The organism is Acinetobacter genomosp. 33YU (genome assembly GCF_001990725.1).
Lineage (GTDB): Bacteria > Pseudomonadota > Gammaproteobacteria > Pseudomonadales > Moraxellaceae > Acinetobacter > Acinetobacter seifertii.
Genome location: NZ_LFZQ01000006.1, coordinates 220,484 through 244,536 on the forward strand (window position 1 = coordinate 220,484; position 24,053 = coordinate 244,536).

At 39.2% G+C, this 24,053-nt stretch carries 20 protein-coding genes; 7 read left to right on the plus strand and 13 right to left on the minus strand.

The genetic code is table 11. The annotated features are described in order from the left end of the window. Positions 1-44: 44 nt before the first annotated feature. A complete protein-coding gene (locus AC056_RS07410) occupies positions 45-1,025 on the plus strand; it encodes a Tim44 domain-containing protein (protein WP_039254573.1) in 981 nt (326 codons plus the stop codon). A 57-nt stretch (positions 1,026-1,082) separates the two neighbouring features. Here AC056_RS07410 and epmA read toward each other — a convergent pair whose 3' ends face one another. The 5 genes from epmA to AC056_RS07435 form a co-directional block, all read right to left on the minus strand. Beyond that, the gene (epmA, locus tag AC056_RS07415; protein WP_077163185.1) at positions 1,083-2,057 is read right to left on the minus strand and encodes an EF-P lysine aminoacylase EpmA; all 975 of its coding nucleotides are present in this window, start codon (positions 2,055-2,057) and stop codon (positions 1,083-1,085) included. After that, entirely contained in the window at positions 2,054-3,121 is a 1,068-nt protein-coding gene (locus tag AC056_RS07420; RefSeq protein WP_077163186.1) for a 4-phosphoerythronate dehydrogenase, read from the minus strand. The genes epmA and AC056_RS07420 overlap by 4 nt, the downstream gene beginning before the upstream one ends. Before the next feature lie 104 nt (positions 3,122-3,225). After that, positions 3,226-3,618, minus strand: coding sequence for a YkvA family protein (locus AC056_RS07425; RefSeq protein WP_077163187.1), 393 nt, complete (start codon positions 3,616-3,618; stop codon positions 3,226-3,228). 107 nt (positions 3,619-3,725) lie between these two features. Beyond that, on the minus strand, positions 3,726-4,517 hold the full coding sequence (gene fdhD / locus AC056_RS07430; protein WP_077163188.1) for a formate dehydrogenase accessory sulfurtransferase FdhD: 792 nt from the start codon (positions 4,515-4,517) through the stop codon (positions 3,726-3,728). A 78-nt stretch (positions 4,518-4,595) separates the two neighbouring features. Then, the gene (locus tag AC056_RS07435; RefSeq protein ID WP_077163189.1) at positions 4,596-7,004 is read right to left on the minus strand and encodes an FdhF/YdeP family oxidoreductase; all 2,409 of its coding nucleotides are present in this window, start codon (positions 7,002-7,004) and stop codon (positions 4,596-4,598) included. Between the two features lie 393 nt (positions 7,005-7,397). Between AC056_RS07435 and AC056_RS07440 the strand changes: the two genes are divergently transcribed. After that, positions 7,398-8,555 carry a glycerate kinase gene (locus AC056_RS07440; protein ID WP_077163190.1) on the plus strand — a complete coding sequence of 386 codons (1,158 nt, stop codon included), beginning with the start codon at positions 7,398-7,400 and terminating at the stop codon, positions 8,553-8,555. Here AC056_RS07440 and AC056_RS07445 read toward each other — a convergent pair. After that, the gene (locus AC056_RS07445; RefSeq protein WP_077163191.1) at positions 8,552-9,118 is read right to left on the minus strand and encodes a TetR/AcrR family transcriptional regulator; all 567 of its coding nucleotides are present in this window, start codon (positions 9,116-9,118) and stop codon (positions 8,552-8,554) included. The genes AC056_RS07440 and AC056_RS07445 overlap by 4 nt on opposite strands. Positions 9,119-9,240: 122 nt before the next feature. Here AC056_RS07445 and AC056_RS07450 point away from each other — a divergent pair, with 122 nt between their 5' ends. Together AC056_RS07450 and AC056_RS07455 are read left to right on the plus strand one after the other, a co-directional pair. Beyond that, positions 9,241-10,023 (plus strand): SDR family NAD(P)-dependent oxidoreductase, encoded by a 783-nt coding sequence (locus tag AC056_RS07450; protein ID WP_077163192.1) that lies wholly within the window; start codon positions 9,241-9,243, stop codon positions 10,021-10,023. A 37-nt stretch (positions 10,024-10,060) separates the two neighbouring features. Then, on the plus strand, positions 10,061-10,666 hold the full coding sequence (locus AC056_RS07455; protein WP_077163193.1) for a nitroreductase family protein: 606 nt from the start codon (positions 10,061-10,063) through the stop codon (positions 10,664-10,666). Positions 10,667-10,742: 76 nt separating this feature from the next. On the opposite strand, the gene adeE is transcribed toward AC056_RS07455, so the two are convergent. Both adeE and adeD read right to left on the minus strand, forming a co-directional pair. After that, positions 10,743-13,856 carry a multidrug efflux RND transporter permease subunit AdeE gene (gene adeE, locus AC056_RS07460; protein WP_077163194.1) on the minus strand — a complete coding sequence of 1,038 codons (3,114 nt, stop codon included), beginning with the start codon at positions 13,854-13,856 and terminating at the stop codon, positions 10,743-10,745. 9 nt (positions 13,857-13,865) lie between these two features. Next, a complete protein-coding gene (adeD, locus tag AC056_RS07465) occupies positions 13,866-14,990 on the minus strand; it encodes a multidrug efflux RND transporter periplasmic adaptor subunit AdeD (RefSeq protein WP_077163195.1) in 1,125 nt (374 codons plus the stop codon). A gap of 78 nt (positions 14,991-15,068) precedes the next feature. Between adeD and AC056_RS07470 the strand changes: the two genes are divergently transcribed. Continuing rightward, positions 15,069-15,686, plus strand: a complete 618-nt coding sequence (locus AC056_RS07470) for a TetR/AcrR family transcriptional regulator (protein WP_077163196.1) — start codon at positions 15,069-15,071, stop codon at positions 15,684-15,686. 54 nt (positions 15,687-15,740) lie between these two features. Here AC056_RS07470 and AC056_RS07475 read toward each other — a convergent pair whose 3' ends face one another. The 4 genes from AC056_RS07475 to AC056_RS07490 form a co-directional block, all read right to left on the minus strand. Beyond that, complete coding sequence (locus AC056_RS07475; protein WP_077163197.1) at positions 15,741-16,748, minus strand: alpha/beta fold hydrolase; 1,008 nt, start codon at positions 16,746-16,748, stop codon at positions 15,741-15,743. Between the two features lie 91 nt (positions 16,749-16,839). Beyond that, a complete protein-coding gene (locus tag AC056_RS07480) occupies positions 16,840-17,889 on the minus strand; it encodes an alpha/beta fold hydrolase (RefSeq protein WP_077163198.1) in 1,050 nt (349 codons plus the stop codon). Positions 17,890-17,960: 71 nt separating this feature from the next. After that, positions 17,961-19,010 carry an alpha/beta fold hydrolase gene (locus AC056_RS07485; RefSeq protein ID WP_077163199.1) on the minus strand — a complete coding sequence of 350 codons (1,050 nt, stop codon included), beginning with the start codon at positions 19,008-19,010 and terminating at the stop codon, positions 17,961-17,963. A 28-nt stretch (positions 19,011-19,038) separates the two neighbouring features. Next, complete coding sequence (locus AC056_RS07490) at positions 19,039-20,136, minus strand: alkene reductase (protein ID WP_077163200.1); 1,098 nt, start codon at positions 20,134-20,136, stop codon at positions 19,039-19,041. A gap of 111 nt (positions 20,137-20,247) precedes the next feature. Between AC056_RS07490 and AC056_RS07495 the strand changes: the two genes are divergently transcribed. Next, complete coding sequence (locus AC056_RS07495; RefSeq protein WP_077163201.1) at positions 20,248-20,850, plus strand: TetR/AcrR family transcriptional regulator; 603 nt, start codon at positions 20,248-20,250, stop codon at positions 20,848-20,850. 144 nt (positions 20,851-20,994) lie between these two features. On the opposite strand, the gene AC056_RS07500 is transcribed toward AC056_RS07495, so the two are convergent. After that, positions 20,995-21,567, minus strand: a complete 573-nt coding sequence (locus tag AC056_RS07500; protein ID WP_077163216.1) for a TetR/AcrR family transcriptional regulator — start codon at positions 21,565-21,567, stop codon at positions 20,995-20,997. A gap of 700 nt (positions 21,568-22,267) precedes the next feature. Between AC056_RS07500 and AC056_RS07510 the strand changes: the two genes are divergently transcribed. Then, a complete protein-coding gene (locus tag AC056_RS07510; protein ID WP_077163202.1) occupies positions 22,268-23,638 on the plus strand; it encodes an SIR2 family NAD-dependent protein deacylase in 1,371 nt (456 codons plus the stop codon). The last annotated feature ends 415 nt before the right edge of the window (positions 23,639-24,053 follow it).

The window sequence follows — 24,053 nt, forward strand, 5'->3', positions numbered from 1 at the left end:
CTGCATAAATACAATTACAAATTAATTTTAAACAGGAATTTCCTATGGAAGTACACCAGCGCGGCTTGATAACGGGTATTTTAATGGCTGCTTTGGCAATTTCTCCGCTTGCTGAAGCAAAACGTGCAGGTGGTGGTAAAAGCCACGGCATGGCACGCTCTACCACTTCAAGCCAGTCATATCAACAACCTCGTCAAGTGGCTCCAGTTCAACAACCTGCTACAGCACCTCAAAGATCTGGTCCGGGTGTGGGTTCAATGGTTGCGGCTGGTGTAGCTGGTGCTGCCGTAGGTGCTGTTGCAGCACATGCTTTAGCTGATGATAAACCAACATCAACTGAACAACGTGTAACCCAGCCAGACAATCAGCAACAAGCTGCTCAACAACAAGAGAAGAAAGGTGGTATCCCAGGTTGGTTATGGGTATTACTTGCTGCTGCTGTTGCCTTTTTTGTATTTCGCAAATTTGGCGGGAAAAAAAAATTAGCAGCGAATAATCCTTATGCTCCAAACAGCAACGGTCAAAACACTTTTGGACGTTCGGCTACGCCAACTAACTCAAACGACAACACCAATATTTTTGGTCAGTCGGTTGCTGGCGGTACAGCTGCAACTCAGGCTCCATTTGGTGGTGCAACAACAAGTAACGGCAACCAGTTACCAGATGGTAGCGAGCCTGCTTCTTTCTTACGTGTTGCTCGTCAGCGTTTTAACCACATTCAGTCAATTAACAGTGCAAGTAACGTTGAAGAAATTCGTCGCTACTTAACACCTGAGCTTTATAACTCTATGTATAACGACATCATGGAGAATCAAGATCAGGACGTTGCTGAATTTAGTAACTTAAACGCAATGGTTGTAGACAGTGCGACTGAAAATGGTCAATACATTGTGAGCGTACGCTTCACAGGTACAGTAAGTGAAGATTTAAATAGCTTGCCACAGCCATTTACTGAAATCTGGCACTTTGTAAAACCTGTTGGCTCTCAGCAAGACTGGGTTGTTGCAGGTATTCAACAAGCTTAATTTAAATAAGCTCTAAATAAAAAAGCCACACTATGTGGCTTTTTTATTTGATTGTTTTTAAGCAATTTCGGCTGGAAATGCGATGACTTTTTCAATTTTAAGTTGATCGGTTGCAACCATAAGTAATCGGTCAACTCCCAAAGCGATCCCTGAACATTCCGGCATATGAGGTAACGCAGCCAGCAAATGCTCATCTAATGGCATGACATGAAGCCCTTGCTTAGCCCGTTCTGCATTATCTGCTTCAAAGCGTGAACGTAACACGTCTGCATCGAGCAATTCATCGTAAGCATTGGCAAGCTCTAAGCCTTCAATATAAACCTCAAAACGCGCTGCGACCTCTTCCCCATCTTCATCTACTTTCACTTTCGCCAAAGACGCCATTTCTGGTGGAAAGTCAGTTAAAAAGACAGGTGCATCAAAACCTAAACTTGGCTCAACAAAATGAGAAAACAACAAATCCATATAAGCTAAACGATCATCACCTAAATCGAGATTTAACCCCACACGATTTGCTGTATCTTTGAGTTGCTTCAAAGTGGCCTGCAAAGGATTAATGTCTAAACGGTCCTGAAAAGCATGCTTATAACTTAAAATAAATGGACGAACTTCACCAAAACGATGCTGTAAACAGGTTTGCAATAAATCGGCTGTTTCATGCATTAATGCTTTTAAGTCTAAACCCGGACGGTACCATTCAAGCATGGTAAATTCACTGTTGTGTTTACGACCATGTTCATCGTCACGAAAAACCTTGCATATTTGATAAATTGGCCCGCTACCACTGGCTAGCAAACGTTTCATAGCAAACTCAGGAGAAGTCTGTAAATACTGAGTCTGCAATTTGCCATGAATATGACGTAAAGTCTGAACCGAAGCTAAATGCACATCGGTAACGCCTGCTTGTGAAACGATTGGTGTTTCAACTTCCATGACATCACGTTCTGCAAAGAACTGACGGATTTGGGTATAAAGCTTAGCACGAGCCTTTAAAGCATCAATTGAACAAGTAGGTTGATAACTTAAACTCATGCCTGTGGTCCCCCATGTGCTGCCCATTCACGGCGCAGCGGATAATTCTTACGTAATAAATCAAATGCTTTTTGCTCTACTTTACCGTCTTTAACGCAGGCACGGATGTTGGCATCATCTTGAGCAATATCATAAATTTGAGATAGTTTTTGCTTTAAAACCGCTTTTAAATCATGTCCTGAAAAATAGTCTTCGCATGCAGGTAACTGGGTCTCGAAACGCTTGTTGATGTCATATCCAAATTTTTGGCAGAACGCTTCATAAATCATTTGTGTACCGCGAGCCTTACCTTCGAGGCTATAACCTGCAATATGCGGTGTTGCCAACGCTAACATATTTAAAAGCTCTTCTGATATCACTGGCTCATGTTCAAATACATCGAGCACCACTTTTCGCTGGGTATGTTGAATGTCTTGCATTAAAGCAGCTTCTTTCACGACTGGACCACGAGCGCTATTAATTAAAATTGTGTCAGGTTGAAGTGCTGCAAAAGCATTTTCGTCAAACAAATGATATGTCGCATGTTCACCGTTTTTGGTGAGCGGTACATGAATTGAAATGGCATTGGCTTGTTGCAATACGGTTTTAAAGCTTACATTTTCAATTGAATCTAACTGCACATATGGGTCGAAGCCAATTACATTCCAGCCAAGCAACCGAGCCATATAGGCCAAACGTTTACCTACGTTGCCAAGACCAACAATGCCTAGCGTAAATTTTTCTTGTTGTTCTAAAAGGTTCGCATCTAAATGCAGTAAAGCGGTGATGACATATTCAGCAACTGCCTGTGCATTACAACCTGCTGCATTGGCCCATGTAATATCATATTTTTCTAGGGCTTGAATATCTAAATGATCGGTTCCGATTGTGGCACTACCCACATATTTTAAAGCGGTATTTTGAATTAAACTTTCGTTCACTGCGGTGACTGAACGAACCAATAAAGCTTCAGCATCTTTTACATCTGCGTGCGTTAAGGTGCGTCCTGCATGGTGTTGAATATCGCCAAATTCTGAAAAAAAGTAATCGGTAAATGCCAAGTTTTCATCTGCGACGATTTTCATTGTCTGCAACTCATAGCTTATAAAAACGTTATTATCCTTTGAGTTGCAATAAAGCACAATGTTCAAGGCGCTAAATTCACACAGGGTTTCTAAGTTTGGCTTATCTACAAACCACCGCCTAAATAAAAATAGGCCATGACCGCAAGTGTTATCCAAATTAGAATAATAAGAACAGCAACTAAATAATTTCGTGGTGCTTTTTCATGTTCCTCTAACCACTCATTCGCTTGCTGTTCTGCATCAAAAATGACTTGTTCTGGTGTAAACCGAAGTGCTAACCAAATGAGTATGGGCAAAATAATCGCATCATCTACAAAGCCCAAAATAGGAATAAAATCTGGAATTAGGTCGATGGGACTAAAAGCATAAGCTACAGCCACCACAGCAATAACTTTTGGCAACCAAGGCATTTGAGGATGTCTTGATGCAAACCAAAGCATAATAATCTGTTTTCTTAGACGTTTTGCCCATTCTTTTAGTGATTGTACCCAAGACATTAGGACTGTCTCTGAACCTGTAGAGTTTTATCATAATCTATAAAATCTACCCATAGCTTAAAAGCAACAGAAATGTCAGATGAGCTTTGTTTTAAGACAAATATATTTTAAATGTCAGTATATAAAACAAACCTATCTCCCCTACAGAAACTTGCCAATGTCAGACCAGATTGTTTGGCTAAGTGAATAGCCATACTGGTCGGTGCTGAAATTGAAGCTAGCAAGCTAATATTCAACTGGGCACATTTTCGTATTAGTTCATAACTTGCCCGACTGGTCATGACCACAAAACCTAAACTGGTGTCGTAGTTTTCTTGCGCTAAATAACCAATTAATTTGTCCAAGGCATTATGGCGGCCGACATCTTCAAATAAAGCCACGATTTGACCATCAACCACCCAAGCTGCGGCATGTGCTCCACCTGTTAAAGCGGTAATTTCTTGCTGGGCTTTTAAATGGGAAATGGCACTCGGAATTTGCTCAAGCCATAGCTTTGATGCATGCGTTGTAATTTTGGGAACATCTAACTGAAATTGCTCTAAGCTCTCAATGCCACATAAACCACAGCCTGTACGACCTACCATCATACGGCGGTGTTGTTTTAAAGCAGTAAATGCTCTCGATGAAATGGTCATTTCCACCGTAATTCCCAATTCACTTTGATGTACATCAAGCGCATATAGCTCTTTTAAACTGGTCAAAATACCTTCTGAGAGACTAAAACCTTTGGCAAATAATTCGACATCGGTTGGTGTTGCCATCATCACCGCATGTGAAATACCGTTATACACCAAGGCAATCGGGTACTCTTGCACAATATGATCTAAAACATTTTCAGATTCGGTTTTGTTAAACCGCTGTACTTGTAATGTTTCAACCCCATAAGAATGTGGTGTCAAAGTTATTTCCCTTATTTCAAAATGGCGCTTGTTTAGAGCGCCATTTGTTTGAATTACATTTTAAATGTGGTGTTTGATTTAAAGGCTGCTGACTTTTCTATCTGCATCTTCAGGGTCAACGGCTGTTGCCAAGTTAAAGTGCTCAGGTGCATTTCCGGGATGCAAAATCACAGGAACACTTTTTGATGCCGGAATCTTGGCATATTTGTCATGACTGCTTAATGCCACCAAAGGATTGGTTTCCGGATAGTAAGCGGCCAAGCTGCCACGCGGAATGTTGTAAGGCACAATACGGAAACTATGCACAATACGCTTCACACCATCTGAGAAAACACTTTCAATATCGACCCACTGATTTGCTTCAAAGCCTGCTTCATCAATATCGGCTTGATTCATAAACAACACACGGCGCTGACCAAAGACCCCACGGTAACGGTCATCTAGACCATATAGTGTCGTGTTGTATTGATCATGAGAACGAGTAGTCATTAAGGTATATACCTTACTTTCGGTATATGCCGCAGCGTACTGATTTTCCTTATCGGCATAAACCTCACTCAGAGGTGTAATCATAAACTGCGCTTTACCACTTTTTGTATTCCAGATATGCTGATTGGCCGGATGCTCTAAGTGAAAACCGCCCGATTTATAAACGCGTAAATTAAAGTCATGGAACTCATCAAATACATCGGCAATTGAGTCACGAATGCGGTCATAGCTCTCGATATACCATTTCCATTTAATCTGACTGTCTGGAAGTACCGCTTCAGCCATTCTTGCCACAATATCCGGTTCAGACAAAATATTTTTAGAAATTGGCGTGTTGCGCCCTGCCGACAAGTGAACATTACTCATTGAGTCTTCAACTGAAATGGCTTGTGGGCCATGAAGCTGCTCATCAATTTCGGTACGACCTAAACACGGCAAAATGAGTGCATCTTTACCACACACCAAATGACTACGATTTAATTTTGTTGCGACATGAACAGTTAAATCACATTTTCTAAGTGATTCTTGGGTATATGGGGTATCGGGGGTTGCAACTGCAAAGTTTCCGCCTAAACCAATAAAGACTTTAACCTCGCCTTCAGCCATAGCTTTAATGGTTTCGACTACACCATGCCCATTTTTTCTTGGTGATTTAATACCGAATACACGGTCAATGCTATCGAGCAGCTTAGGACTAGGCAACTCATTAATACCCATAGTTCGGTCACCTTGCACGTTACTGTGTCCACGAACCGGACACAGCCCTGCACCCGGTCTGCCAATTTGACCACGTGCTAACAATAAATTTGCCAGCATATGTACGTTAGCAGTTCCGTGGCGGTGCTGGGTAATCCCCATACCCCAACAGAAAATTGAACGCTCAGAGTCTAAAAAGAGTTTAGCGAGTTTTTCTAAATGTTCAGGTGACAGACCTGAGTGCTTATAAATATCTGCCCACTCAGTTCTTTCCACCTCAGCAATCATTTCATCGAAACCAACGGTATTGACTGCAATAAAGTTTCGGTCAAAAACGCTTGGTTTACCTGAGGCAATTGCCTTTTTATCCCACTCATTTAAGTGCTTTAACATCCCTAACATGAGAGCATAGTCACCCCCAATTTTTGGCTGGAAATAATAACGACTAATTGGTGTACTGCCGTTAGTCATCATTTCAAGCGGTGCTTGTGGGTCTTGGAAACGCTCTAGGCCTCGTTCTTTAATTGGGTTAATCGCAATAATATTGCCGCCGCGTTTAGACACTTCACGTAAAGTACCTAACATACGCGGATGGTTGGTTCCGGGGTTATGACCAAAACTAAAAATAGCATCGGCTAGGTCAAAGTCGTCTAGGGTGACCGTGCCCTTTCCTAAACCAATCGAGTCGAGCAAACCGACACTTGTGGTTTCATGACACATGTTCGAACAGTCTGGAAAGTTATTTGTACCAAAGCTTCTCACAAATAATTGATATAAAAATGCTGCTTCGTTACTGGCACGGCCAGACGTATAAAACGCCGCTTGGTCTGGGTTGTCTAGTGCATGTAAATGTTGAGCAATCAACTTAAATGCATCGTCCCACGAAATAGGCACATATTTATCGGTTGCAGCATCATAACGAACTGGGTCGGTTAAACGACCTAAGTCTTCTAGGAAAAAGTCACTTTGCTCTGACAGCCAACTGACAGTATGCCCTGCAAAATATTCGGGAGTAACGGTTTTACTGGTTGCTTCAAAGGCAACCGCTTTGGCACCATTTTCACAAAAGTTAAATGCGTGAGCGTCTTTCTTTTCTGGCCATGCACAGCCGGGACAGTCAAAGCCTGTCGGCTGATTAATGTTGAGTAAGGTAATTGAGCCTTTGCCTAAAATATCTTGTCGCTTTAGGTTTCGAGCAACACTGAGCAGTGCGCCCCACCCACCAGCAGGATGAGTATATGGCTCAATTCGCGCAAAACTATTATTTTCCTGTATGTGCTTTTGTTCTTCTGAATTATCCACTTTTTCACCCTCTTATTTCTTTTACACTCAACAGGCTCAATGAAATCACAATTTAATTATGGTTTGATCAAAGCTACCCGCTGTTTACCGATGAGTAGAGTCTGCTTTTGATGTTATTGCTCAAATTTTAAAAACTGGCTCAAGGCTTCTTATAATATGTGCCATATTGTTTACAATTACAATCATTCACCCCAAGTACACCATTTAAATAATACTAATTAAAACAAATGTTTAAAAAATAATAACTGTGGTTTTTACAGATCAAAACATTATTAGCCTTTACCCTTAACAGAGTGAAAGTGTTTTTAAATTGACACTTACATGTGTTTATCTATGGTTTTTTGGCATTAAGCAGTATAAAACAATGAGAAATCTATTCGTATTAGAGCATTTATGAAGGTTGTGATTGCCCCTGACTCATTTAAAGACAGCTTATCTGCTTTAAAGGTAGCTCAGGCCATTGCCAAAGGATGGCAAGCAGTTTTTCCTCATACGGAAACTGTTTTATGCCCAATGGCAGATGGCGGTGAAGGAACCATTGAAGCTGTTTTAGAAGTCTGCAAAGGTGAATGGCGTGAAAAAACTGTGGTTGGCCCCTTAGGTCAGCCTGTTCAAGCCAAATGGGGATGGTTAGAAAAACAAAAAATCGCCATCATTGAAATGGCTCAAGCAAGCGGCATACAATTAGTCCCACCGTCTGAGCGAGACGCTTGCCACAGCACGACGTTTGGAACAGGCCAGCTCATTTTGGATGCTTTAGACGCAGGTGCAAAAGACATAATTTTAACTGTGGGCGGTAGTGCCACTAATGATAGCGGCACAGGTTTACTCAGTGCATTGGGTGCTGTTTTGCTCGATACCAACCAAAAGGTTTTACCCGCAGGTGGCCTCGCTCTAAGCAACCTATCACACATTGATTTAACACATTTCGACTCTCGCATTCAGCACACACGGTTTTTACTGGCTGCCGATGTAACCAATCCGCTTTGCGGTCCAAATGGCGCATCTCATATTTTTGGTCCACAAAAAGGGGCTTCTCCGACTCAAGTAACGTTACTCGATGCAGCGCTTGCACATTTTGCCGATGTCTCGGCACAACTTTTAGGTTTTGACAAACGAGCTGAAGCAGGCTCAGGTGCCGCTGGCGGTTTGGGCTTTGCTGCCAAAAGTTATTTAAATGCGTCGTTTAAAGCTGGTGTTAAAGTCGTGGCTGAACTGAATGAACTTGAGCATAAAATTGCTGATGCAGATTGGGTGATTACGGGTGAAGGTAAATTTGACCAGCAAACTTTAAGTGGCAAAACAGTTTTTGGGGTGAGTCAAATTGCCAAAACACACAATGTTCCTGTCATTGTGATTGCTGGGACATTAGGCGAAGGCTACCAAGCACTTTATGAACATGGGGTTACGGCTGCTTTTTCACTCGCCAATGGTCCCATTACATTAGAACAAGCCTGTGAACACGCAGCAGAACTCATTTATGAAAGAACCGTCGATATTGCAAAATTAATTCAGTTTAGCCAAACCAGCTTGAAAGATAAAATAGTTTAATCGGCTAACTTTAAAAGGCTCTCTTTACAGCTTTCCAATATTTCATCGCTAAGGTTTGATTGGTCTGGGCATGCGCGAGACAAGGCAATTGCCCCTACGGATTGAGCAAGAATATTAATGGCTTGCTTTCTCAACTCTGGCGTTTCCAAAGAAACTTGTTTTGCTCGTTCATTCATAATGAACCGAATAAGTTGCTCAATGCCCTCTTCAAATTCGACTTTTACTTCGTCTGGCTGTCTTGCAGCATCACAAGATAGCGCCGTTAGTGTGCAGCCCAAATCTCGATTATCTCGATGAGTGCGGGACACATAAAGCTGAATAAATTGAGTTAAGTTTAAACCTTGTATTCTTTTCAAAACCTGCTCAAGTCCATGTTTAACAGTAATTGAGACAAGGTCTGTTTTCGAACTGAAATGTTTATAAAAGCCGCCGTGGGTAAAACCTGCGCTAGACATTAACTCGGCAATGCCGACCCCATCGTAGCCTTTGCTACGAAACAGTTGAGTTGCCTTTTCAACAATTTTATCTCGGTTTTCTTTTACCTGAGTTTTACTGACTTTCATGTTGACGCACCCACTTTTATTCACCCTACTGGTCATAATTATACATTGATTATGATTGACATCAAAAATTAGTTATTTTAGATTATGATCATCATCTAAAAAATAAAGCGTGGAGACATCACATGTCAGCTCAATCAAAAGTACTTATTACAGGGGCTTCGTCAGGGATTGGTTCTGTTTATGCAGACCGTTTTGCACAACGTGGCCATAACTTAATTCTGGTGGCACGAGACACCAACCGCTTAGATAAAATCTCGAAGGACCTCCAAGAAAAATACGGTGTACAGGTCGAGTTCATTCAAGCCGATCTATCAAAAGATCAGGACATTAGTAAAATTGAAGATGTACTCAAAAACGATGCTGATATTGAAATTTTGGTAAATAACGCAGGTATTGCACTTAATGGAAACTTTTTAACTCAAGATCGTAATGAGATTGAAAAACTTCTGACTTTAAATATGACTGCAGTGGTGCGGTTGTCTCATGCAATTTCTCAAAAACTCGTAAATAAAGGTAAAGGTGCCATTATTAATTTAGGCTCTGTGCTTGGCTTAGCACCTGAATTCGGTTCTACCATTTATGGTGCAAGTAAATCCTTCATCCAATTTTTTAGCCAAGGTTTACATTTAGAGTTAAAAGATCATGGCGTGTATGTACAAGCAGTATTACCTTCAGCAACTAAAACTGAAATTTGGGAACGTTCAGGTATGGACTTAAGCCAAGTACCACCATTAATGGATGTGAATGATTTGGTAGATGCTGCTCTTATTGGTTTTGATCGCAAAGAAACAATTACAATTCCTGTGCTGAAAGACGAAAATCAATGGAATAATTTTGAAAAATCACGTATCACTTTACTACCAAACTTTTCTTCGGCTGAAGTAGCTCAACGTTATAAAAACTAACAAGTACCGCTACCCAACTCTTAAGTAGGAAAATCTTATGAATGTTATTGATGCTCTCCGTAAGCGCCGTGCAATTAAACGCTTCGACCCTTCTTTTCAGTTATCTGAAGATAACAAGAAAGAGTTATTACAAGAAGTTTTAGAAAATGCACCAAGTGCTTTTAACTTGCAACATTGGCGTCCAGTGATTATTGAAGACACTGAATTAAGACAAAAAATTCGTGCCATTGCTTGGGACCAACCACAAGTTACAGAAGCATCTTTACTGATTGTGTTATGTGCAAAAGTAAATACATGGGAAGCCGATGCTAAACGTGTATGGGATGGCGCGACTCCAGAAGTTCAAAATATTATGGCTGGCGCGATTGACCAGTATTACCGCGATCGTCCACAAACTCAACGTGACGAAGTGATGCGTAGTGCGGGTATTTTTGCTCAAACCCTCATGTTACTTGCTCAAGAACATGGTTTAGATAGCTGCCCTATGGACGGTTTTGACTTTGACGCAATGGCGAAGCTTGTTAACTTGCCTGAAGACCATGTAGTGTGTTTAATGATTGCCGTTGGTAAGTCGGCTTCTGAACCTTACCCACGTGTAGGTAAACTTCCTTACGACGATGTAATTATTCAAAATACATTCTAAGCACTAAAATTTTAGCCCCTCATACTATAAATAGCATGAGGGGCTAACTTTTAACTGGAATGCTATTTTTGCGACATTATTTTGCCTTTTTAGCGTTTAATTTATTGCTTAAACGACGAACTAAAAGAAAAAATAAAGGCACAAAGAAAATAGAAAGTAAGGTACCAGAAATCATACCGCCCGTTACGGCTATACCAATTTCTTTACGGCTTACAGCCCCTGCTCCTGTAGATACGGCCAATGGAAGAACACCTGCGACAAATGCCAGAGATGTCATAATAATTGGGCGTAATCGCTGACCTGCACCTTCAATAATCGCTTCCATTAATGCTTGCCCTGCCTCTAACTTAGCTGCCGCGAATTCAACAATTAAGATAGCATTTTTGGCAGAAAGTCCAATGGTAGTAAGCATAGCCACCTGAAAGTAAATATCATTCACAAAACCAGCTAGACTTGCAGCCACTACAGCTCCAATCAGGCCTAAAGGAATCACTAGCATGACAGAAACAGGAATAGACCAACTTTCATAAAGTGCTGCCAAACATAAAAAAATAAAGATCATTGAGGCTAAATATAACCAAATGGTTTGACCACCAGCTAACTTCTCTTGATAAGACAACCCACTCCACTGAAGGTTAAAGCCTTGTTGCTGATCGACTAACTGCTGCATCTTATCCATAGCTCCACCAGAACTTTCACCAGTTGCCGCAGAGCCTTGTATTTGTACAGCTGAAAGACCATTAAAGCGTTGCAGCATTTGGGGTCCCATTTGCCATTTTACAGAAGAGAAACTAGAAAATGGCGTCATCTGACCTGTCGCACCGCGAACATACCATTGCCCAATATCTTGAGGTAAGGAACGATAAATCGCGTCTCCTTGCATATAAACTCGCTTAACACGACCTTGGTCGATAAAATCATTAATATAAGATCCGCCCCACGCAGAAGATAATGTATTACTGATATCGGCTTGAGCCAAACCAAGTGCACTTGCTTTTCTTTGATCGATGTCAACTTGTAACTGAGCTTTATCTTCTAGACTATTTAGACGGACTGCTGCTAAGCCAGAATCAGCACTTGCTGCTTTTAACACAGTGTTTTGTGCCGTCAGTAAAGCATCACGTCCTTTATTTTCAGCATCTTGTAACCAAAGTTCGAAACCACTTGATTGTCCAAGCCCCCTCACTGCGGCTGGTGAAAGTACCTGAACACGTGCATTACGCAGTGACTTGAAATATGAGTTTGCCCGAGCAATCACTGCTTCTGCTGTGTTTTCACTCCCTTCTCGGTCATCCCAATGTTTGAGTCCAGCAAATGCCATTCCCACATTTTGCCCACTGCCTGCGTTATTTCTACCCATCACCATGAAAATCACATTGAGATTATCCTTTTCTTTCGTTAGGAAATAATCTGCTATCTGATTACCCACTCGTTCTGTTTCAGCGAGTGTCGTGCCTACAGGTGTACTAAACTGGACCATAACCGAGCCTTGGTCTTCTTGTGGTAAAAACCCAGTATTCATTCGCGTATATTGCCAGCCTAACAAAGCTGTAATACCTAAGAATATGATCATAAATATTTTGGGTTTACCTAAAACAGCGAGCAGCTTTGTACGATAGCCTGACTGCCCCTGTTCGACTTTACGATTGAACCAAGTAAAGAATTTTCTCTGCTTATGTTTTTCATTTGCAGGTTTGAGTAAGGTTGCACATAACGCAGGTGAAAGGGTTAAAGCAACAATGGCTGAAAGCACCATAGCCGATACGAGTGTTACCGAAAATTGGCGATAAATAATGCCGACAGAACCACCAAAAAAAGCCATCGGTAAAAATACCGCAGCAAGGACCATCGCAATACCGACCAGTGCACCCGATATTTCTTTCATCGAAATTAGGGTGGCTTGCCGAGCATCAAGATTTTGCTCATGCATAACCCGCTCAACATTTTCTACAACGACAATTGCATCATCTACCAGCAAACCAATTGCCAAAACCATCGCAAATAAAGTCAGCGTATTAATGCTATAGCCCAATATACTGAGTACGCCAAATGTTCCTAACAATACGACAGGAACCGCAATAGCTGGAATTAAAGTCGCACGCCAGCTCTGCAAAAATAAGAACATAACAATAATGACGAGAACAATTGCCTCAGCTAAAGTTTTAATTACTCCTTTTACAGATGCTTCGACAAATGGCGTACTGTCACGTGGATATGCAACTTTTAACCCCGATGGCATAGAGCCGGTTAAACGCGTGACCTCAGCTTTCACCCTTTCTGCGGTTTCTAATGCATTGGCGCCCGAAGCAAGTTGAATAGACATACCTGAAGCTGGCTTTCCATTCAAACGTGTAGAGGTTTGATAGCTTTCTGCACCGCGCTCTACACGAGCCACATCTTTAAGTAAAACAACAGCACCGTTTGTTTGAGTCCGTAAAATAATATTTTCAAATTGGTTGACAGTCTGTAGACGGGATAATGCAGTTACTGTTGCATTTAAAGCCTGTCCGTCACGAGTCGGTAATGCACCTAACTCACCTGCTGTAATTTGTGCATTTTGAGCTTCAATTGCAGTTCTGACATCTGAAGGCATAAGGCCATAGCTATTTAGTTTATGCGGATCGAGCCATATGCGCATTGCATATTGAGCACCAAATACTGTGATTTCACCTACACCATCAACACGACTTAATGGATCTTGAAGTGTGCTCACCATGTAGTCGGATATATCGACAGATGTTCTTGTGTTACTTTCATCGTAAAGTGCAAAGACCAATAAACTGTCACCCTGTGACTTTGTTACGGTAATGCCTTGTTGCTGAACCTCTTGAGGAAGTCGGCTAAGCGCCTGATTGACGGCGTTTTGTACCTGAACCTGCGCTGTGTCAGGGTTTGTTTTTTGATTAAAACTCAAGCTTATACGTGCCTGACCAGCCGAACTACTACTCGATGAAAAATAAAGTAAACCATCAATGCCCTTAATTTGCTGTTCCAAAATCTGGGTCACACTGTCTTCAACAGTTTTGGCAGATGCTCCGGGATAATTTGCAGTGACGTTTACACCCGGTGGTGCAATATCTGGATATTGTTCAATGGGCAAGGTCAAAATAGAAATTGTACCCAAGGCCATAATACAAATAGAAAGAACCCAAGCAAAAATAGGCCGTGCAATAAAAAAACTCGACAACATAGCGTATCCTCAGCTCATTGGTGTGGGTTCAATCGCCATACCGGCATTTAAACCTTGCAAGCCATCAACAATGACTTGATCTCCTTCGTTCAAGCCAGATATCACTAACCAACGGTTATCCATTGCATTTCCTAGCTTAATTTTTCGTTGTTCAGCTTTATTATCTTTTCCGACCACCCATACAAGCGCGTTTCCATCAGCATCTCTGAAAAGAGCGCCTTGGGGGATCAAAATGCTGTTAGGCCGCGTACCCGTTCCAAGTTCTGCGCGCACATACATTCCCGGCAATAAACCATGATTTGGATTTGAAAATGCTGCACGCAACGTGATACTTCCTGTCGCTTCATCCACTGCAATATCACTGAATTTAAAGGTACCTTGCTGCGAATAAGTAGTACCATTTTCAAGCTGTAAACGGACTGAAAGTTGAGTTGGTTTTATTCCATTTTCAGTAAGCTGTTTACGCAACGCCATATATTCATCACTCGACTGGGTTAAATCGACATACATCGGGTCAAGTTTTTGAATGGTTGCTAAAGGGTCTGTTTGAGCCGACGTGACTAAAGCTCCGCGTGTAATTGAAGAGCGTCCTATTCGCCCTGAAATAGGCGCAGTAACTTGTGTATAACGTAAATTTGTTCGTGCTGTTTTTAATACAGCTTCATTTACCGCAACGGTAGCTTTTGCCTGTTCATAAGCACTTAACGCATTATCAAGTTCTTGCTGACTCACGCCATTTACCTTAATGAGCTCCTTATAGCGCTCCGCTTGCAGACGAGTTGAATTCACTGTTGCTTTAGCAAGAGAAAGATTACCAGCAGCCTCATCAACACTATCGCGATAGAGTGACGAATCAATTTTATAAAGCGGTTGTCCTTTATTCACCTGAGAGCCTTCTTTAAACAACTGCTCAACAACTACTCCGTTTACTTGTGGGCGCACTTGTGAGATTTCAGAAGCCACTGTTCTTCCAGCTAACTGATAAGAAGATTCAATCGTCTCTTTTTTTATGGTGATAACACCAACCTTTTGGTTATTTTTAACAATAGGTTTTTCAGAATCACATCCACTTAGAAACAAGAGCACAGGCAATAAATACAAGGTTTTACGACTAAAAAAATGAATATCAGGCATATCGGGAACCCGAGAAATATGGACAATTTATTTACTTTACTGTAAAGTAAATAAATAAGATGTGCAAGAAAACACCATATGTTAAAAAAATCTCCAGGACGTCCCTCTCGAATCCGTCCAACTCTTATAGCAGCAGCACGTGAACTCTTTCTTGAACAAGGTTTAGAAGTACGTTTAGAGGCTATTGCCACTAAAGCTGGTACAAATCGACAAACTTTATATAACCATTTTCCAACCAAAACAGCGCTGCTGATTGAAGTCTTCGATCATTTAAAAGCAGAAATGGAAGCTCCTTTTATTGAGCATCACGTGGATAGCAACAAACGATTAGATCAACGTTTATTTGATATTGGGCACGCTGTGCAAACTCATTTTTATAATGTTGATGCGATTCGTCTGCAACGATTACTGATTATTGCTTTAGTTGAAATGAAAGAGATTCTTCCTAAAATTCAGAATCGTACTCAAGGCAATATTAAGAGGTCTTTAAGTCATATTCTTGAAACTGCACACAATGCTGGCTTAATTCAAGTTGAACATCCTGATGAAGCTGCTAAAGCTTTTTTGGGTGCTGTAATGGGATATTCTTATCCTGCAACAATGTTAGGTGGTGCGCTACCAACTTCTCAAGAATTGAAAAAACTCAATCAAGAAGTTTGTTCAATGTTTTTAAAGGCATGGCAGTATAAAGAATAATTATATAAACAATAAAAGCTCCGTGTTTAGAGGGGCTTTTATTGCCTCAAATCATTAATCGTATTTCTTTAAAGTTTTGATCAAAGCTTCATGAAATAGTTTCGGGTTTTGCATTTGTGGTGAATGTCCCATACCTGCAAATTCAATTAATTCAGCGTTTGGAATTAATTTTGCAGCCTCTTTACCCAGAACACTGTATTGACCAATTTTTTGTTTAACTTCAGGTGGAGCTATATCACTACCAATTGCAGTTGTGTCACCTGTACCGATATACAGCACTGTAGGCACTTTAAGATGAGAAAATTCATAATAGACAGGTTGAGTAAAAATCATGTCGTAAATAAGTGCTGAGTTCCAAGCGACTTTTTCATGTCCCTTCCCTGCATTTAATCCAGCTAACATATCTACCCATTTATCATATTCAGGCTTCCATTGACCTTGATAATAAGTTTTTAATTCATAAGCTTTAATAGACTCTGCACTCACTTTCAGTTCACGCTGATACCATTGATCAATACTGCGATATGGAACCCCTTTTGCTTTCCAGTCCTCTAAACCAATTGGATTGACCATTTCTAATAATTTTGTTTCTTTCGGATACATCAAAGCATAGCGGGTTGCCAACATACCACCTGTTGAATGCGCCAATAAAATAGGTTGTTTAACCCCTAATTTATCGAGTAAAGCATGTGTGTTCTCTGCAAGCTGTTGGAAACTATATTGATAATGATCTGGTTTGCTAGAAGTACAAAAACCGATTTGATCGGGAGCAATCACCCGATAGCCATTTTGTGTTAAAAAACTAATGGTTTCTTCCCAAGTTGCACCACAAAAGTTTTTGCCATGCAAAACCACCACTGTTTGTCCATTAGGTTTTTTGGGTTGAACATCCATATATCCCATTTTTAGATTTTGCTGCTGGGACGAGAAATTAAAATATTGGAGCGGATAAGGATATTTAAATCCTTCTAAATGCTCTCCATACACATTATTTGCAGAACTGACTGTTGATGCAGTAAGACAAGCAAAAAATAAAGACAAGAATGGCAGTTTATTTTTCATCTTTCATTTCTCTCGAACAAATAGGAATAAGGATGTTTTAGCTGAGTTACATCCGAGTTCAAGATCGATTCGAATGTAAAAGTTTTACGGATTATTTAAATAGAAAATTGGATAAACTTTTCTCGACGCCTTCAGGGTTTTCTTCAATTAGCCAATGACCTGTGTTAGGTAAAATTACCGCTTCTAACTTAGCTGGATCTTCCACAAACTTCGCTCTCATTTCTTTAATCAATACGTCATTCACTCCCTTTTCACCACTAAGTGCCATTGCAGGAATAAATAACTTTTTGTTATTTGCTAAAAGTGCTTCATTTTGTAGGGCTGAGTCTTTCTTTGAACGGTAATAACCAAAGGCTGCTTTTAATTTATCTCGAGTCGAATACGGCTCAATCAACTCAGCAAGGAGTTCAGGCGTAAAAATGTCTTTTTTACCTGCATAAGTTTTAATAAAGTACGAGAGAAATAAAGTTGGGTCATTCGCAATTTGCTTTTCGGCAATATCACCAAAACTAAAATAACCAAAATGCCAGCCTAAACCCGGCCCTTTTGGTGAATAACCCGGGTGATTGAATGTCTCCATATCTGGAATTGGAGAATCCATAAAGACAACTTTTTTAACGTAATCTTGATTATTTGCAACTAGAGGGTAAGAGGCCGTATTTCCAATGTCATGACTCACATAATAAATAGGCTTATTCTTGGTAATTTGTTTTATGGCACTTAATAGAATTTTCGATGCATTCTCTGCAGAGTAATCATCGTTAAGTATGGGAGATGATTGACCTAAACCCGGTAAATCTATTGCAATCACTTTATGGTCTTTCATATAAGAAAGCATGACTGGTTCCCACATTTTCCATGTCGAACCAAAACCATGAATAAATACAATTGGTGTGCCTTTAGATCCACCTTCGACGTAATGAAGTTTTACGCCTTCAGACTCGATAAACTTACTAGATAAACCCTTTGCATAAGCATATTGTCCTAACCCTTCAGATTTCACTTTATTAAACATTTGCTGTGAAACGGCTGGTGGTGTATCTATCGACTTTAAGTTTGGGTCATATTCTGCATTTGCATATGAAGAACTAATCAAAATAAAAGCTATAGAAATGGAAATATTTTTAAAATATCTATTCATATTAATGACTCATTTAAAATAAATAATTCATTGCACCCAAGCCTTAAGCCTGAGTGCGATGAATTTCATATTTATTTAAATAAAAAGTTCGATAAACTTTTTTCAACACCTTCGGCGTTTTCTTCCACCATCCAGTGTCCTGTATCTGGCAAGATAATGGCTGTGTAGTTAGCAGGATCAGCTACAAATCTTGCTCGCATCTCTTTAACCAAAACATCATTTACGCCTTTTTGGCCGGTAAGTGCCATAGAAGGAATGGTTAACTTTTTGCCACTAGCAAGTAATGCTTCATTTTGACGAACTGAGTCTGCATGCGAACGGTAATAACCAAAAGCTGCTTTTAATTTATCTCGAGTCGAATACGGTTCAATCAACTCAGCAAGTAGCTCAGGTGTAAAAATTTCTTTTTTCCCTGCATAGGTTTTAATAAAGTACGAGAGAAATAAAGTTGGGTCATTCGCAATTTGCTTTTCAGCAATATCACCAAAGCTGAAATAACCAAAGTGCCAGCCTAAACCTGGGCCATCTGGGGTATACCCCGGATATTCGAACATAGCACGGTCAGGAATTGGCGAGTCCATAAATACAGCTTTTTTGATATAGCCTTGGTTATTTGCAACCAGTGGATAAGAAGCCGAATTACCTAAATCGTGACTGACATAGTAGATAGGCCCTTTACCAGCAATTTTTTTAATCGCACCAATCAAAATTTTTGAGGTATTTTCTGCCGAATAATCATCGTTAAGTATTGGAGATGATTGCCCCAAACCCGGTAAATCAATTGCAATGACTTTATGGTCTTTCATATAAGACAGCATGACTGGTTCCCACATTTTCCATGTCGAACCAAAACCATGAATAAATACAATTGGTGTACCTTTAGATCCGCCTTCAACATAATGAAGTTTTACGCCTTCAGACTCGATAAACTTACTAGATAAACCTTTTGCATAAGCATACTGGCCTAACCCCTCAGATTTCACTTTATTAAACATTTGCTGTGAAACGGCTGGTGGCGTATCTATCGACTTTAAGTTTGGGTCATATTCTGCATTTGCTTGACTCAATCCCAATACACCAATTGCTGCGGACAAAGTCATTACTTTAAAAAATTTATTCATTTTCTTAACCTTAATTTATAGAGTGAGATTATTGAGCAGTTGGATAGTCGGTATAGCCAGTTGCATCGCCGCCGTAGAAATATTCAGATTTTGCTGGTGCTAAAGAATGATCTGACTGTAAACGCTCTACTAAATCTGGGTTGGAAATAAAAGGACGACCAAATGCCACCGCATCTACTAATCCTTTATCAAGAATAGTTTCGGCTCTTTCAAGTGAGTAATTTCCACAAACAATTAATGTGTTTGTGAATAATGAACGGAGTTTTTCTCTGAAACCCACTGGATAAGTATCGCCATGTGGAAGCATGTCCCACTCAGCCAAATGAATATAAGCGATATTTCTTTTTTGTAATTGTTCAGCTAAATAAAGCGTAATTTCTTCGGGTTGTTGGTCTGTCATGCCATTAATGGTTCCCCAAGGTGATAAACGCACCCCTACTCGACCAGCACCAATCGCCTCAATCAATGCATCGACTGTTTCTAATAAGAAACGTGCACGATTTTCGACAGAACCACCATAGTTATCAGTACGCTGGTTCGCATCTGTAGATAAGAACTGGTCAAATAAATAACCATTTGCAGCATGAACTTCAACTAGGTCAAAGCCAGCTTTCACAGCATTTTGAGCAGCTTGAATAAATTCTTGTTTAACGTTTTGAATATCATCTAAATCCATTGCTCTTGGCATCTCGGCAGGTACCATTGCCCCTTCACCTTTTTCATTGGCAATAAATACAGATGCTTTGGCCTGAATTGCAGATGGCGCAATCGGTTGCTCGTGATTAATATGCAATGAAGAGTGCGACATACGCCCAACATGCCATAACTGAGCAGCAATTTTTCCGCCTTTTTCATGTACAGCTTGAGTCGCTAAAGCCCAACCTTGGATTTGTTCATCTGAATAAATACCAGGTGTAAAAGAATAGCCTTTACCTACGTCAGAAACTTGTGTGCCTTCAGTAATGATTAAACCTGCACTTGCACGTTGACCATAATAAAGTGCATTGAGTTCGGTCGGCACATCGTTAGGCTGTGCTGCTCTTGATCTGGTCATTGGTGCCATAACAATACGATTATTGAGTTCAACATCGCCCACAATCACTGGATTAAATAATTTGTGATTCATTTTTTAGCCCTTAAAATATGCATAAGATTATTTATGTAGTGATCACTATATAATCATGCTAAAATACAGTCAACGATTTTTTGTAGTGATCAATACAAAATGGAGAACAAAATGAACAAAACCGCAGGTCGTGGCCGTCCTCGTAATTTCGATCGAGATGCTGCATTAGACAAAGCGATGAATCTATTTTGGCGAAATGGTTATGAAGCAACCTCGATTAATGACCTGACAAAAGAGATGGAAATCAATCCGCCAAGTCTCTACGCTTCTTTTGGAAATAAAGAAAAGTTGTTTATTGAAGCTGTTGATTATTATGTAAAAAGCTTTGGTAATTATCGAATTGAGGCACTTCAAGAGTCTTTAACAGCTCAAGAAGGCATTAAAAATTTGTTAATCAGAACGATTGACCAATTTTATAGCAAGCCAGATAAAACCGGTTGTTTAGTCGTATCCGCAGCATTATCAGGTTCATCTGAAAGTAAAAATGTGCAAGAGATCTTAAGCAATGAGCGTAGAAAGACTGTTGCTCTCATCAAAGCGAGACTTGAGCAAGGTCAAAAAGATGGCGATGTAGCTGAAAGCTTAAACTTGGATGTATTAGCAGATTACTTTGGCATGATACTGTTTGGCATTACGATTCAAGCAAAAGATAACGTGCCCGTTCAAAACCTATACGAAAGTGTAGAAGTAGCGTTAAAAGCTCTAAAAAACTAATTTTTAATGATTTTAGAGTTGAAGTCATTTGGTTTGATTTCAACTTCTTTCATTAAAATGATAGTGCTTTAAAACTGCCAACTAAATTTATAGGCCAGTGACACTAATCACTCGCCTTGAAGGTTTGTATTGTTTTCTATTCACTCATCTCAACATTTTCATCTTGGTTAAACTATTTAGAAAATAGTTTAGTAAGCTCTCCTTTTCCTCGGTTTGCTGTGCGCTTAAAAGCTGAATAATTGCTCCTTCAATCATATATAGCAGTATTTTGGCATCGTTAAATGATGCCTCTATTTTTAGTAATCTGAGCTGGCTATAAAGTTCATTGATGAGCCATTTTCTGTATCTCACCGCAGTTTGATAAGCATTTGGATAACTATTTTTAGTTTCGAAAATGGCCTTAAATAATAAGTAATACGGCCCTTCTATATCGGCATGTAACCAATAGAGTTTCTTAATTTTATCCAATACAGTTGTTTCCAAATCATACTCCATCATAGCCATCACTTGGTCTTGCAGTCGTTCTTTTTGCACAATAAGACAGATATCAACGAAGCGTTGTTTAGAGTGAAAATAACTATAGAACGTCATTTTTGTTATTTCTGTTTCTCTCACGATTTTGTCGACACCGACTGTGTGAAAACCATTGTGATGAAACAGATTAATTCCATTTTCTACAGCTTTTAAAGCGCGTGTTGAGAGAATTAAATTTGGCATAATTTTACCGTTATAAAATAAATTGTTGTTGTATATAAATGAGATATAAAAGCCTTTGCTTTTTAAAAGCTGAAAAAAAGGCATAGCAAAGCCATAAAGACTGTGCTTGGCACATCTCAAGTTTTATTGTTGCTGCAAGTTTTTAGTCGTGACGATTTAAAGCCTCATCAGCCGCATGGCGATCAGACTCATAAATAACTAAGTTGTGTTGTTATAGCTTTTGGCAAAGGCTGCCAAGAAATTAAGAATGTGCAAAGCCAACTCCTTTTTATTGGGAGTTCTGCCAGACATTTATAGAATTATGGTGGCAGAACGAGAAAGGGTTAGCAGACTAGTATTATCTCAAACTAGCACACCCGTAGGTGTCCCTTTCCCGTCCTACCGCTACGGGAAAGGAACGAGTGGCTACCACATATGAGTATTCCTCAGAAGGAATGGCTCTGATGCGGGAGATAATATACGGTCTGCTAAAACCGACTGGCAATGTGGCCAGCAGGCAAAAAATAGTGCCCAACCCTTTTGCAGTCAAGCACACAAAATGACATTTGTTTTAAATTAGATCATTAATCAAAATGGGAGAAATAAGCTGCCATTTTCTTAGTTTAAGTCATATTATATTGTTTTAAAGAATTTAAAAATTATATGAAATCTTTAGAAATAGAGTGTTTAATACTAAATAATTAATTTAAAGAGATGTTCTATGAGCTATAAGGATGAAATAACTCAGGATATTGCTGAGGTTATGACCGATTTACAAGTCCAACCTATTCTTTTTATTGGATCAGGTATTTCACAGCGTTACTTTAATGCTCCTTCATGGAAAGGGCTTATGAAAAAATTAGTTGAAATGTGTCCCGAACTTTCCAATAAAAGATTTGCCTTTTATGAACAGCAATTTAGAGAAGGAAACGATACGGACTATACCGAAATGGCTAGTAGTTTTGTTGAGGCATACAGCAATTGGGCATGGGGGGCAACAGATTCTTCTACATCCCCATTTCCAGATGAGTTATTTGAAGATGATGCTCAAAAGCAAGATTATATAAAATTCATTGTTTCTAAGTATTTTAAAGAAATAACAGAATCTATAGATTTAAACTCAAATTCATCAAAAGATGAAATTGAAGAACTTCAAAATATAAAGCCACATGCAATAATTACCACGAATTACGACGGCGCATTGGAGAAAATTTTCATTGATTATCAAAAGGTTATAGGTCAACAAGTAATTCGTGCAAACTATACATCATATGGCGAAATTTTAAAAATTCATGGCTGTTATGAAGATAGTAGAAGTATTGTTCTTACTCGTGAAGATTATGATTATTTTAATGAAAAGAAAAAATACCTCAGCTCAAAGCTATTAACATACTTTGCAGAACATCCACTATTTTTCTTGGGTTACAGTTTAAATGACCCTAACATAATAAACATATTATCAGACATTGATGAGATCTTAGTATCTAAAGGTGAACTTGTTCCTAATATCTATATGGTAATTTTTGATAGTACATTTAATGAAGCAAATACTTATCCTAAAGAAAAACTGATTGCTTTAAATGAAAATAAACATATTCGTATTAAAGTAATTTATGCAAATCAATACGATTGGGTATATAAAGCTATTTCTCAACTCTCTCCTGAGATTACTGTAAATCCTAAATTATTAAGATCGCTATTACATAGAACCTATAAAATGGTAACTTCTGATCTACCAAGAAGAGAACTACCATTTAATTTTGAATTGTTATCAGAAATTTCAAATGATGATACAAAATTACCAACTTTATTTGGGTTAGGATCATTAGATGATGGTCAACACATTAACGCGAGTTTTTGTTATACCATTTCAGGACTTGCAGAAGCCTTGGGTTATGATCATTGGTATCCTGTAAATAACTTATTCAAAAAGATCACAGAAGAGAAAGGGGTTAATATAAAAGAATCAAACAACCGCTATCATCTTAAAATTAAATCTGGTCAAAAAAGTAATATTGATAAATATTCAAAGGCATGTATTGACCTACTTGAACTAGTTAAAAATGATTTACCTTATGAAATAGAAATCTAGTAATAAGTAGAAATAGACATCTTACGCGGTGTCTATTTAATATAATAAGCATTATATAAAACATAAAAATAAAATTACTTTACAATTAATTATTTATAGTACAAATTATTTCAATTAAAACGCTTTAAATAAACTAAAGCTAAGCCCGATAACTATGACTTAGCTTTGAAAAATAAATAAGCATGCTGTATCGACAAAATATTCAATAGATAGGATTCGAGAAAATGTACTACTTTGCAGAGGATCCCTTCTAGGTAATGTTACCTAGGAGGAACAATGAAAAAACTGAAATATCAGTATCAACAATCTGTAAAAACACCACACTCTAATGAGTTTTTTCTGAACCACTTTCCTAATATGAGAAGTGTGTACTATAAAAAATTCAGTACTAAGCTGATCCTAGACAGTATCGTGG